Annotated in this window: 10 protein-coding genes; 6 read left to right on the top strand and 4 right to left on the bottom strand. The window is 42.0% G+C overall.

Annotated elements, in window-relative coordinates:
* Positions 1-659: 659 nt before the first annotated feature.
* Positions 660-1,409: an oligogalacturonate-specific porin KdgM family protein gene (locus AB6E30_RS18420; RefSeq protein ID WP_017069963.1), complete on the top strand. Its 750-nt coding sequence runs from the start codon at positions 660-662 to the stop codon at positions 1,407-1,409.
* A gap of 134 nt (positions 1,410-1,543) precedes the next feature.
* Here the strand turns inward: AB6E30_RS18420 and AB6E30_RS18415 are convergent, their stop codons facing one another.
* The 3 genes from AB6E30_RS18415 to AB6E30_RS18405 form a co-directional block, all read right to left on the bottom strand.
* Positions 1,544-2,260: a 3'-5' exonuclease gene (locus tag AB6E30_RS18415; RefSeq protein WP_086969655.1), complete on the bottom strand. Its 717-nt coding sequence runs from the start codon at positions 2,258-2,260 to the stop codon at positions 1,544-1,546.
* Positions 2,260-4,122: a DUF294 nucleotidyltransferase-like domain-containing protein gene (locus AB6E30_RS18410; protein WP_372104775.1), complete on the bottom strand. Its 1,863-nt coding sequence runs from the start codon at positions 4,120-4,122 to the stop codon at positions 2,260-2,262. Before AB6E30_RS18410 ends, AB6E30_RS18415 begins: the two co-directional genes overlap by 1 nt.
* A 283-nt stretch (positions 4,123-4,405) precedes the next feature.
* The gene (locus AB6E30_RS18405) at positions 4,406-5,125 is read right to left on the bottom strand and encodes a FadR/GntR family transcriptional regulator (RefSeq protein WP_136981708.1); all 720 of its coding nucleotides are present in this window, start codon (positions 5,123-5,125) and stop codon (positions 4,406-4,408) included.
* Between the two features lie 342 nt (positions 5,126-5,467).
* Here AB6E30_RS18405 and AB6E30_RS18400 point away from each other — a divergent pair, with 342 nt between their 5' ends.
* The 3 genes from AB6E30_RS18400 (at position 5,468) to AB6E30_RS18390 (ending at position 8,657) form a co-directional block, all read left to right on the top strand.
* A complete protein-coding gene (locus AB6E30_RS18400) occupies positions 5,468-6,244 on the top strand; it encodes an SDR family NAD(P)-dependent oxidoreductase (protein ID WP_372104772.1) in 777 nt (258 codons plus the stop codon).
* Positions 6,245-6,418: 174 nt separating this feature from the next.
* The gene (locus tag AB6E30_RS18395) at positions 6,419-7,141 is read left to right on the top strand and encodes a FadR/GntR family transcriptional regulator (protein ID WP_017063624.1); all 723 of its coding nucleotides are present in this window, start codon (positions 6,419-6,421) and stop codon (positions 7,139-7,141) included.
* A gap of 148 nt (positions 7,142-7,289) precedes the next feature.
* Positions 7,290-8,657, top strand: coding sequence for an MATE family efflux transporter (locus AB6E30_RS18390; protein ID WP_080582237.1), 1,368 nt, complete (start codon positions 7,290-7,292; stop codon positions 8,655-8,657).
* Between the two features lie 230 nt (positions 8,658-8,887).
* Here AB6E30_RS18390 and AB6E30_RS18385 read toward each other — a convergent pair whose 3' ends face one another.
* Complete coding sequence (locus AB6E30_RS18385) at positions 8,888-9,925, bottom strand: polysaccharide lyase family 7 protein (RefSeq protein WP_017061470.1); 1,038 nt, start codon at positions 9,923-9,925, stop codon at positions 8,888-8,890.
* A gap of 538 nt (positions 9,926-10,463) precedes the next feature.
* On the opposite strand from AB6E30_RS18385, the gene AB6E30_RS18380 reads away from it, so the two are divergent.
* Together AB6E30_RS18380 and AB6E30_RS18375 are read left to right on the top strand one after the other, a co-directional pair.
* The gene (locus tag AB6E30_RS18380; RefSeq protein ID WP_017072468.1) at positions 10,464-11,324 is read left to right on the top strand and encodes an oligogalacturonate-specific porin KdgM family protein; all 861 of its coding nucleotides are present in this window, start codon (positions 10,464-10,466) and stop codon (positions 11,322-11,324) included.
* A 190-nt stretch (positions 11,325-11,514) separates the two neighbouring features.
* Positions 11,515-13,326, top strand: a complete 1,812-nt coding sequence (locus tag AB6E30_RS18375; RefSeq protein WP_372104769.1) for a hypothetical protein — start codon at positions 11,515-11,517, stop codon at positions 13,324-13,326.
* Positions 13,327-13,669 lie beyond the last annotated feature (343 nt).

Here is a 13,669-nt window from a genome sequence, read left to right as displayed (position 1 = left end):
AGCACTTCAACGATTTCTTCTTTGTCGCTGATGAGAACAACGGGTAACGATTCGAACCCAGTTCATTCCTATCAAGTTCATACTTATATAGCAGGCTATGTCACTACCTTGCCTACTACATTTCAAACCTTCTCTGATTGAGTTTTAAATCACCTCAAGTAAATGTCTCATGTTCTTAAAGCGGTGGATTTAATCCATTTAGCTTCAAGACCACTCTTACTTATTCGGCTTCACACCGTCTGTTCATGCAATCAACACAGCAAAGTTATGTGTTGCTACAGAAAGTTAGTAAATAATAATGTATTACAAATAAAAATGATATCTAAAGGTTCAATTTTTTGCTGTAGCGCACATTTATTGATGAACAAAACTCTTCAAAACCATTATCAACAGCCAAACAAATCACTAAAAAACATCAACTTAACGAAACAACTCGATTTTGTAACCCTTTGTAAATAGTGGTTTTGTCCTAACAACACGATCAAGTTCACAGATCATCACGCCTCGGATCGCTACCATATTTGTATTATTTAAATGCAAAACAAATTTGAAATAACCAAGAAATAATTTCAAAAACAAAATGCATTTAAGACAAGAACTACTCTATTTGGCTTGTAATTATGGCCAATACTCAACCATATAAATATGGAATTAATACCATGAATAAAACTAAAATCGTGATTGCTGTGGCATCTGTACTCGCTGCTGGCTCTGTATCTGCTGCGTCTTTCGATATGAGACACGAATACAAGAGTCATACAGATCAACACGCTACTCGTGTAAAACTTGGCGATAGCATTGGCAACTTCCTTGTAGATATCGAAGCGAAATTCAAGGGAGAAGACGGTAAATTCATGGAAGATTTGAAGAACAATGGTTGGGAGCTTGGTCTAAACTACCGTCATGTACTAAACGATAACTGGACAATGACTTACGGTATGCCAATTGAAGCTCGTGAATCTGGCGTTACATACAAGCCTCAAGTTCGTGCAACATACAAAGTGGATAGCGTTGATGGCCTAAGCCTAAGTGCTCGTTACCGTTACGATATGAGACAGAACACTAGCAGCTCAGAGTATCAATTCGATGACAATGGTGATGTTATTGTTGATAGTGACGGTGTTCCAATCACGGTTGATAAAAACGTTTCTAATCAACGTCGTCACCGTCTAACGGCAAACGTTAACTACTCAATGGAAAACTGGCGCTTTGGTCTAGAAGGTAACTACTACAAAGCGGATGGCTATGACATCTACGACAACGACGATACCAACTACGAGTTGAACGCAAGCATTCGCCATATTATGGGTCAATGGGCACCATATGTAGAGTTTGGTGATGTGAGCACTTCATCAACTAAAGCGACTCGTGAACTGCGTAGCCGTGTTGGTCTAACTTACAGCTTCTAATCGATAGCTACATGAATAATCTAAGATAATTACTGTCCTAATTTTCTAAGACCTAAACAAAAGCCAGCTTAATCGCTGGCTTTTTTTCCTTTAAAATCAGTAAAATAAGAGCCGCGCACTTGCAGCTCTTTTTCCTAGTGACTAATCCGATAGAGAAAGGCAACGGTCACATTATCGTTAGGCACAACTCGCTTCTGCTGAGCCAAAAACAATTCCGCTGTCGAAACGGCATCGGCTAATGCATTGTGGCTGTTGTACTCAGGAAGCCCGTACCTTTCGCGAGTCCCTGCCAAGGTTAAATCGACTTCTTCATGATTGCTGATCGCTTTCTCCATGCTTTTCTCAATACACAAGGTATCAAGCCAAAGCAGAGGAATCGCTCTTAAACCGTAGCAGCGAAGAAGGTATTGGCTAATGAACTTCTCTTCGACCACACAAGCGTGTGCGACAATGATCTTGCCTTTTGCTGCTTCGAAAAACGTCAGCATCGCATCATGAATAGAGGCGCCCTCTTCTAACATTTGCGGCGTAATATGGTTGATAACAGCGGTTTCAGCGTTGATCTGCGAATCGTTATTCAGATAAATATGCTTGGCTGACGCTAAATCGATTCTCCCTTTAACCACATCGACCCACCCCATAGATAAGATAAGGTCTTGCTCGCTGTCTAAGCCCGTGGTTTCGAGATCTAAAATGATGTATTCGCTGTCTTTGGCCAAGTCCGTCATTTCAGGACAAGGCTGCTCTACGAGATCATGTAACGCCTCTGGCAACTTAACCGTTCCCAAATATTGCTTACGTTTACGTTTAATTCGCTCAAGCGGGTGAAAATAGTTTAACAAGGCTTTCATTAACGTGCTCCGAAACGAATTTTCGCCGCTTCTTGAAGGTCAGCAATGATCCTAAAGGCATCTTTCAAATGTTTACGCTCAAAGCTACCAAAGCTATCTGGGTTGATGTTGTTGTCAGGCACATCCCCGTTCTTCAGCGCTTCAAGTTGATGACCAAAACGGAAAGAGAGAATGAACTGGTAAGCACCCAGAATGTTCTTGAATGCATCGTCGCTCAGCATGCCTTTTTCATTAGCAGCAGCGAAACGTTCGTCAGTCGCCGACAAGTCGCACTCCACAGCAAGGCCATAAATACGCGCTAAGTCGATAATCAAGTTGATCGCGTACTTCTTCACGTTCAGCGTTTTCTTATTCTCACCTGACTTCTCTAGCACTAAGCTATTGAAGATGCCAAGTGGCGGGTTGGTATTGACCGCGTCTTTCACTAGCGTGCTTAAAAACTCACGGTTACCGCGAATATTGCTATGCAGCTCATCGCGCAGAATACCTTCGAACTCACTGTTGCCGTAGATAGTACGAATTTCTAGGAACACACTGATATTAAGCAAGCGTTCGTACTCTGGGTTAGCCACCCACTTCTTGTAGTAGTGCTTCCATACACTGAGTGGCTGACACCATTTTGGCGTCGCAGCCATGAAATTACCTGGACATAATGGGTAGTGACAGCTTGCTAAGCCGTTGGTCACCATCATCGCTAAGTGTTTGAAGTAAATACGGTCACTGTCGGTTGCATCGTCAGCAAGAACAATCGCGCTGTCTTGGTCCGACAACATGTGCACTTCATTACGTGCGTGCGATCCGGCTACGATCCAAGAGAAATCACACGGTGGTGGGCCTAACTTATCAATCGCTATTTGAATCAATCGACGGGTGTAGGCGTCCATAATCATGGTCATTACCTTGCCGACGGTTTCAGGCGCCACTTTACCTTCCACCAGCGCTTCAAAAATAGCTTGTCGCTCTGAGGTGAACGAAGACATGGTTTTCACGCTGCCCGCGTATTTGATTTTCTCGATCAAGAATATCGCTTGAACACGGTGGTTTTGAACCAAATGAGACGTAGTAAGAAGACCAACGACCTTATTCTCTTTCACAACGGGCAAGTTACGGATATTAAATTGCATCATGATAGAGGCCGCATGCAGCACCAGATCATCCGGTTTTACAGTAAGTGGAGAGTGCGTCATTACCTCTGAGATCAGGCTATCAGTACTCACGCCGTGGGCAATCACTCGCTTAGTCATGTCTCGGTCGGTGATCAAACCAACAATGGTTTCACCTTCATAGATCACGGCACACGGTGAGCGTTGATGAAGCATTTCAACCGCAACCGACTGGATGGTTTGCTCAGACTTAACAATTGCCACCTGCCCGCTTGCCACTTCCTCAACTTTACGAATGAACAGGCCTTTCTCTTTATTCGACCAGACCACATCCAGTGCCGACTTCAAGCGAACCTGCGCCTGTGAAGCAAAGTGTTCTGCGCAACTTGGAAAGGCTTTGAAAAGCGTTTGAAGTGCCGAGTGTGGAATCACATAAAGTAAGGTGTTTTCGATTGCGACAGCTCTATAGCCTTTTTCGTCGTTGACTTCAGAATCTAAGAACGTAAAGCCAAACAAATCTTCACTGCCTAGACGAGCACGAAGCACACCATCCGATTTTCGTTGCTCCATAGAGCCCGTTCGAATGATATAGAGCGATTTTTCCTTCCCAGACTCACACAAATCGACCACATCTCCCTTACCGAGATAAGTAATTTGCACGTTAGAGGCAAGTTCGCGAAGTGCTTGTTTAGGGATCTTATCGAATGGGTCGATTTGACCTATGAATTGAAGAATATTTGGCAGTAGAGACTGGGGCATAATCACACTCACAATAATTTAATTAGTATTATTATATAACTTAAAATACTGGTTACTAGTGCTTTTAACGAAACAGCAAATAATAGATTAAATATTGGACACCAGTCAGGTTTTCATCAAATTTGGATGCAAAAAAAGCACGTATGGAACGTGCTTTTTAGAGGTCACTGCTGAAGTTAGCTTTTGTACAACCGTAATTTTAACTTTGACTACCCTAGTTTTGCGAGAATGACCTCTCGTCGATAATGCAAAACGATCAAAGCTAAAATAACAGTGAAAACAATTAACTAACGGCTGGTAATCTGTGATTTGTTTCTAACAGGTGACTTGCTGACGCGTGGCGTGCTTTGTCACTATTACCTGCCATGATTGCTTCATAAATCTGGCGGTGTTCGTTAATACAAGTACTTCCCTCTTCAGAAGAGTGAGAAATAAAGTTAACAAACATGGTCGTCAAGATGTTACCAAATGGAAGGTAGAAGTCGTTACCTGTTGCATTGAAGATCAGGCTATGGAATTTCATATCAATATCTAGCCAACGCTCTTGATCAAGCGTTTCTTCGCTAGAGATTTCTACCATTTGTTGGAAAATACTAGACAGCTCAATACGTTGTTCTGCACTCGCGAACTGAGCAGCTAAAGCACACGCTTCTGGCTCAATTGCACGGCGTAAACCCAAAAACTGATGACAGAATTGGTCTGTATCGGCCAAACCGTCCATCCATTCGATCAATTGTGGATCTAAGAAGTTCCAGAACGCGCGGTTAACAACGCGAGTACCAATCTTAGGACGAGATTCTAATAGACCTTTTGAAGTCAGAAGCTTAACCGCTTCTCTTAATGCTGTTCTACTGATACCAAATTGCTCACACAGAGCCATTTCACCAGGGATAATAGAACCTTGAGGCAAATTGCCCGACAAAATACCACGGGCGATTTCACGTGCAACTTGCACATGAAGGCTTCGCTTAGAGCCTGAAATAGAATTGAAAGAGCCAGCCATGTGTCTACTTACCGATTAGATATGTATTATTTAACTCGGACTATAGCACTGATTTATATCTTCACCAACACAGCATCAGAATAACGTGAGGTCACTACCAGTAAAGGTTGGAGCAATATTTCACAAACCTGCTCATCTTTAGGTTTATAAAACCAATTCAACCTATTAATTCATACAAATAGTTCTCATTTACTATTTCAATGTATGCGTGAACTCACAAAACCACCCTTACTCTCACTATTTATGTCGGTAATAACCCGTTTTTAGATAAACACCCTTGAATATAGCAAGTGTTATTGTATGATTTATTGGCGTGAATAATCTACAATATAGGCGGCTCTGATGTTTAACGATTTAAAAGGCAAACGCATTCTAATTACTGGCTCTACTGCTGGTATGGGTTTAGCTACCGCACGTGTCTTTGCAAAATACGGCGCAAAAATCGGCATCAATAGTCGTGCTTTCAGCCCAAAAGTCGATGACGTTCTATCTGAACTTACCGCACTGGGTGGCGATGTCGCCTTTTTTCCTGCAAACCTAATGGACACATTAGAGTGCGAAAGGTTAGTCAAAGAGTTCACTGATCATTTTGGTGGCATGGACGTGTTGATTAACAACGCCGGTGGCCTTGGTGGTCGCGCCAATCTAGAAAATATCGATGATGAGTTTTATGAGCGCGTAATGAACCTTAATGTTCGCTCTGCGCTGATGACAACCAAGTTCTCTATCCCGCACTTACGCGCCTCTGCTGCTGAGTCCGGGCAAACATCTTGTGTGATTAGCACGGGTTCGATTGCCGCTCGTGAAGGTGGTGGTGTGGGTGCTGGTGTATATGCCGCATCGAAAGCTTGGTTACACGATATCCATCGGAACTGGGTAAAAGAATTTGCTAAAGACAATATCCGTTTCAACATAGTTTCACCAGGCACTATCGATACCGCATTTCATGACGGCAAAAGCGATGAGCTAAAGTCGACCATTGCTAGCAATATCCCTATGGGTCGCTTTGGCAGTATTGAAGAAGTAGCACCTACTTTTGCTTTCTTTGCCTCACATGCTTGCAGCGGTTACATCACAGGTCAAATCCTAGATGTTAACGGCGGACAAATAACGCCCTAGTTAGCTGGTTTATATAAGCTCACTCAGCGATTTAAGTTCGCCACACTATATAAGGTTAACAGACCCGAGTAGATGAGGGAAAACCTCACACTAAATTCGACGTATACACTGACACTAAACACCAGATTCGTCTGGCTTTTAGTGTTTTCAAAGTTTCAATTTCAGGTGGTTTAAATGTCAATATTTACATTGGTGGAAGATTCAAGCCGCCGAATTCATGTTCAAGTGGCGAGACAAATTGCTCGCAAGATCTTGTCAGGCGAGTTAGAAGAAAATCAAAAGTTACCCAGCGAAATGGAGCTGTGCGAAATCTTTGGAGTGAGCAGAACTGCCCTTCGAGAATCAACTAAGCTACTTTCGGCAAAAGGTTTAATCGAGTCGAAGCCAAAAGTGGGCACTCGTATCAAACCGAGAACACAGTGGCACTTCTTGGACCCGCAATTGCTGTACTGGATCCAAGATTTAGAAGATACTAAACCCTTCTTGTCTCAATTCTTAGGCTTAAGAAAAGCGATTGACCCGGAAGCGTGTGCGCTCGCTGCAACCAATGCAACTGTAGAGCAACGCAAAGAGCTTTCGATTCTTTTCCAGAAAATGACCATCGCAGCAAATAGCTTCGATTATGAAGAGTGGACGACCAACGATCACCTGTTTCACCAAACGATTTTCTTATCGACAGGTAATCAATTTTACATTCCATTCGCGAACATTCTGTCGACTATCTTCAAGCAGTTTATCGACCACTCCGCTGAAGGCGGTCGCTTCTGTTTAGAAGAACACAAAGCGATTTACGACGCAATAATGTCTGGCGATGCCAAGCAAGCTCGAATTGCTTCTCAAGTCCTGCTAGACGATGAGAACCAAAAGCTCTCTAGGGTTGAATTAGCCATCGCATAACCGAGATTAACCAAACTGACTTGTTTTTCAAAGACACAAGTCAGTCTTGTTTTAGCACCCATTTTTTAACCATCAACTACCGTAGTGTTTTCTTCTTTAAACGCTCTACTCCGCCACCTCAGAGAAAGCTTACGGTTATACACATAAGGTGTTGTTTGTGTCTTCACAATCGTACGTAAGGAAAAATTTCTCTCTCGCCTGGCCCCTCGCCTTAAACGGTATCTTGATGCAGTCGATGTTGATGATCGACACACTGCTTGTCTCTCCTCTTGGTGAAATCCCTTTAGCTGCAATGGGGATTGCGACGACTATCGTTGCCTTTGTACTGGGAATTCAAATGGCGCTGGCAAACGGTACTCAGTTAGTATTAAGCCGCGCAGTGGGCTCTGGCATCGCCGCATCATTATCTAAAGCATTTTGGGCAGGGTTATTTATCAACCTTGGCGTAGCAACACTATTTTGGCTTCTACTTACTTTTTTCGAACAACCCTTGATTCAAGCTTTAACAGATGACGCTTCCCTTCACTTAGAAATCAGCCGCTATCTAGACATCTCGAAATACATCGTTATTTTTACCGCGTTAACGCAGGTGATCATTGCTTTATTTAATGCGCTAGGCAGAACTAAAGTCCCATTCAAAGGTTACTTAATTGAACTGCCTATCAATGCTGTACTCTCATATGTGCTGATTCATGGTTTTTCTAATTTTGAAGGGATTGGAGTACAAGGCGCTGCATTAGGCAGCATTATTGCAATAACGATCCGCTTGCTGTATTTGGTTTTGTGCGTGCATTTAAGCTCAGCGATTTCACTCAAATTAGACGCTCAGCGCTCTGAATTCTTTACCAACGTTCGCCGTCACTTTATCGAAATATTCCCTGTAGCAGCGAACGTGACCATGCTTTTGATTGGCGCAACGATATATCAATTGTTGTATTCGCAACTTAACATCAACGCTTACGTAGCGATTACTTTGGTGATGCCTTGGATCAGGGCTGTCTCTCAATTTATTACCGCTTGGGCTCACTCTTCCGCAATTACTATCAGCCAAGCGATTGGCTCTAAAAAGATGGATGACCTAGTCAAAAACGTCGATACCAGTATTGATATTGCGGTCGTCATTTCTTTTGTGTGTGCAATCTTGTTCGCAGGATTAAGTCTGGTCATTGGTGACATTTACCCGAACTTGGATGAGTCTACCTATCAAGCATTGGCCGTTATCGCCCCACTCTACATCTTCTTGCCGATTGTCCGTGGCTACAACACGGTTCATGGGAATGTATTAAGAGCCCTAGGAAAAACGACCGCAGTCTTCAAAATCAACTTTACTGGTCAATGGGTAATTTCAATTCCATTGTGTGCATTGATCATCTTTGGATTAGACGGTTCTATCTTTTGGGCATTTGCCATCCAACCATTCGAAGAAGTCGTGAAAGCTTTCCCATTCCGTCACTTGGCTCGAAAGTCTCTTAAAGAGTTTGATGCCGACAAAGCCAAAGAGTTGATGTATGACTAAACTCCGTATCGAGTTGTCGTCCTAAAATCTTCCTACGCTTTCTGATTACAACCTTGTCTTTTGACAAGGTTGTATTGTTTCAGCTGTACCGTTCATTGGTAAGCTTCATTGTACTCTCGCTGATACCCGGCTCATCTTAAATCTCATAGAAAACAAAAAGACCACTCAACATTCGGTTCAGTGGTCTTCGAAAACATTCCTTAAGGCCTGTTTCTAACTAGCCTTATGTACTATTTGCCGTTCAACTTTAGTGCCGAGAAAGTCACACTGTTATAGTCGCCATTCTTTTTATCGACAGCGAAATCGCCAGTACCGCCACAACCTGGCCCCCATACAGGGTGAGAATCGCTCACGCTACATTGGCCGTATGCGCCCGCTTTGTAATAGAAATCATCTTCAGCATAACCCGTTGGTGAATCAAGCTCATCAATACCCTTGCTCAGATCGATTTCATACTTAACCGTATCGTGACGTTCTGTTTCAAACGTTAGGTACATCATGGTGCCTTTCACTTCCACTTTGTAGCTAAACTCTTCACCAAGAGCAATGCCTGCTTCACCCGGTTCCGCTGGGTTTTCCCAAGTGTTACCCCAAACAGGGTAAGCTATATCGGCACGGTTAGGATCTTTCTTCTCTAGGTTACGCTCATAGTTCCAAAATACTGAACCCATTTCTTGGCCAGGAAACTTCTTATAGAAGATCTTTAGTGGTTCATTACCATGCCCGTAACCAGTTCCAGCTTTGATTAACTCATTATGTTTTTTAGCGTGAATCTGACCAACAACCACCGAGTGAGCTGGGTACTTTTCTGGGTACTTAGCGTTAATCGCTACGTGATTCACTTTTAGGGTCGCTTCTAGCGTGCCGCCAACGGCACTGTACTCGCTTGCTGATGGATGGCTAGACAATGCCCATTGGTTTCCTTTGTCCGCCGTATCGATTGAGAAATCAGCACCGCGTGGCATCTGGCGTAACTCAGAGCGTGCGTTTTTCGAGTTCTTCGTGGTAATAGCTTGGTTTTGTACTTCAAAGACGAGATTACCGTCTTTATCAAGGTGGAAGAAATCGCTGTGTGAGTAGCTCATCATTGCCACCCCTTCGATTTCGTCAACACGTCCATCTTCATTGATATCTGAAGGTATAGTTATTTTCCAATTGTGCATATCGAATTTATCGGCAGGTACGGGGTAAGAAACACCGTTATTTGCGAAAGTAACCATTGGTACAGTCGCTAATAGCGCCACTGCTAATATGTTTTTCTTAAACATGACTCATCCTTTATTGTTAACAGATACCGAGTACACACTCAGTACAGAAACCACTTTTGAACACGAATTAGTACTAAATATTTTCTCTTCGACTTAAATAAGCCAACCGATAAATAGAATTTACATTTAGCCATTTTGTAACTTTTATTAAACATCTGGCTATGGTTTATATTTATGCCTCTCAACATGCTCCCTATGTTTAAGCCACGATGGTTAAAATCATCATTATTAACATATAGAAACACTTAATATTTGTATTATTTTAACACATGCAAAAAAGTGAGTTTCTAAGGTTTGTGAATATGAGAAGTACGTCATGATTGATTTAATACACAAGCCCTAAATTGAGATATTCATAACATTTAGCTATATACTTGGGCCATTAGTCAGAACTTTTTGATAGATCTCACAGAAATCTGACTCAATAATAAATACCATATTTGTCATACATTAATTTAATACCATGTAAGGTATTGGTTTGTGAGCCACGGGTACATTGGATGTATCCAGAATTAAAAAATAATAGTGAGACAAAGGTATGAATTCTGTTACAAAAATTGCTGCAGCTGTTGCATGTACTCTTTTAGCGGGCACAGCTACTGGTGCATCTCTTGATTATCGTTACGAGTATCGTGCTGCGACGGATTATACAAAAACAAATGGCGACACGGCTCACGTAGACGCTCGCCATCAACACCGAGTGAAGCTAGGTGAAAGCTTTAAACTGTCAGATAAGTGGAAGCACTCAACGGGCCTTGAAGTTAAATTCCATACTGACGATTCTTACTACGACGCAGATTCTGGCGAAGTTAAATCAGCAAACAGTAGAAGCTTCTATGACGGCAATTGGTATATTTACGGTATGGAAGTAGAAAATACAGCAACTTACAAAGTCGATAACAACTGGTATCTACAAGTTGGTATGCCGATCGCTTGGGACTGGGATGAGCCGAACTACAACGGCGGTGACTGGAAGATGAAAAAAGTCACTTACAAACCTCAATTCCGTGTTGGTTATAATGCGGATATGGGATTAACGACTGCCATTCGTTACCGTCACGAGTATGCTGATTTCCGCAACCATACACAGTTTGGTGATAAGGATTCAGAAACTGGCGAACGTTTAGAATCAGCTCAAAAATCCAAAATAACGCTAACAGGTGCATATAAAATTGAGTCTCTACCGAAGCTTGGTCTTTCTTACGAAGCAAACTATGTAAAATCTTTGGATAACGTACTTCTTTATAATAGTGATGACTGGGAATGGGATGCTGGCTTAAAAGTAAACTACAAGTTCGGTTCTTGGAAACCTTTTGCTGAGATTTGGTCTTCTGATATCAGCTCATCTTCTAAAGATCGCGAAGCAAAATACCGTGTTGGTGTTGCTTACTCATTCTAATTAGAAATAGTCAATTTATAAAATACCCCTCTCCTCTTGTAAATTTTTGGGGCATATTTTAAGCACTTTATTTAAATAATAGGATGTTCTAATTAACGTTAGTTTCATCCTAATAAATATTTAACGACTATTCATTATCTACTTCTTATGTGATTTACATATGGATTTAATATCATAAAGAGAATATTTTATGCAGATTTCTAAAGTCGCTACAGCTGTCGCTCTTTCGACAGGTTTATTATTCGGTTGTAACAGTGATGGTTTACCTATCCCGACCGATGGTTCTACTGATCCAGGTAACCAACCTTCAGCATTAACTACGGGTTACTGGCAAATCAGTGATGGTAACTCCGCTTCAATATCCGCGTCATCAAATGCAGATCTTCCAAATGTGTATGTTTTCCAAGAAGATGGTAATCATAAATACTATGACGACGATGATGACTTAGGTACTTACACGATTAAAGATGCAAGTGCTTCTACTAATAATTATGATGAAGAAGCCGGTACGGTCTCTTTCACATATTATGAAACAGGCACATCAACGATCGAAATTCTAGATGGTGTTTTTTCTTTCGATGACGCTGGTGCTCTGAATATTTCAGATAACACCACTGGCATAGACTACTCTGGTTCAGACCAAACTGCGACTGACGCCGTACAAGAAGCTATCAGTGAAGCCAATAAAGCAAATGGTATCAATGGCTACGTTCAAATCTTGGACACCAACAATGGCGGTGTAAAGAATGATGTGGGTGAACTACGTTTGAAATTATCTGACAGCAGCACAGGGGCAACAGTAGACAGTATCGCATCAGGAAAGGTAACCGTTGACTTAATCTACCAAGTAGATGAAGACACCGAGCAAGAAGCGAATGGTTCAGGTAACAACGCTTATATTAGTCTCTACGCTTCTGGTACTTCTAACACTAATTTACACGGCGAAGTTATTTTTAATGCTGGAGAAATTTTCTACCGTTCCACGGTTACCGATAGTAGCGGTAAACCTCAAATTCCTGATGAGCCTGTAGGCACTTACACTTTAGGTGAAGATCTCGCGGTTGAAATCAGTTGGGCGAGCGGTTACTACACATTCAAAGTCAATGACACTGTATACGACAATAGCGGCAACGGTTTTGAGGCTTTCGACAAAGCTGCCGTTACTATCGTGTCATTGAAGCTTGGTGATACTTCCAACACAACACATTACGAATTGAACGCTGATAACTTTAAAGTTTATTCAAATGACACGACTACTGACGAGTTAGTATTTGAAGATAACTTTAATAACTATCCGAATGGGCAACTTTTGTCAGGCAATCCGTATAACAACAATACTGCGGAAGCGACTGTTGTTGTGGATGGCGGTAGTACTGAGCCAGAACCTGAACCAGATCCAACGGACAACCAGGTGGCGGCTATTACTGATACGGATACTAGCGATACTGGCGAATTACGTTACAAGTTTGATTCAGGCATGACGACGGGTACACATAAAGTTTCGATGTACTATGATGCTGCTGAAACTGAGTCTGCATATGTTTCTTTATTTGATTCAGCTAACTCTACCAGTTCATTAATCGGAGAATTCAAAATTGATGAAGGGAAGATCACACTCCGTGGTGAAAGCACTCAAGTCACGACATTCACTCCAGGTACATGGATTGACCTAGAGATGTCTTGGGACACATCAAGCTTGAGCGCTGCTGGTACTTACACCGTGAAAGTCAATGGTACAGAGTATGGTCCTTATACATCACAAAACACTAATCCAGGTGTGGAAGTCACTGCGACAACCATTAAGTTCTCATCAAACAGTGGAACAGCGGATACGACTTTATACGTCGACGACTACAAGGTTTATTCCGATACAGCAGGCACGACTGAAATTTTTTCTGATGACTACGAGAACTACAGTATTGGCGCAGATTTAAGTGCATCGCCATACAACTCAAGTACATTCTCTGCAGTTGTTGCTGAAGATCCTCTGAATGCTGAGTAGTCAGTTTAGTTAACTTAAAACTCTGTCAAAAATGCCGTCTTAGTGACGGCATTTTTATTTCCATTCAACTTCACTAAATCATTCATTTGGCAAAACTAACTCGCAAATAGCCCACTGACACTCTCCTTTAAGAGACTTGCCAATTCATGACAAATTCAAACCTCGAAAGCTCATCAATCGCCGCGTTGACTTCTCAATGTCATCAAGTATTTATGTTGCTTTGGTACATGTCACTTTTAACCAAGGCTAGAAATGGCTCTGTATAATCCTGTTGCAACTGCAAACTCCCGGTGTTTTTCAAGGTAGTTGTCATCATTTGCTTACTTATTAAGCAGCTTCTCTT

This window comes from Vibrio sp. 10N.247.311.12 (assembly GCF_041467515.1).
Taxonomy (GTDB): Bacteria; Pseudomonadota; Gammaproteobacteria; order Enterobacterales; family Vibrionaceae; genus Vibrio; species Vibrio crassostreae_C.
This window is presented reverse-complemented; position numbering and strand designations above follow the sequence as displayed.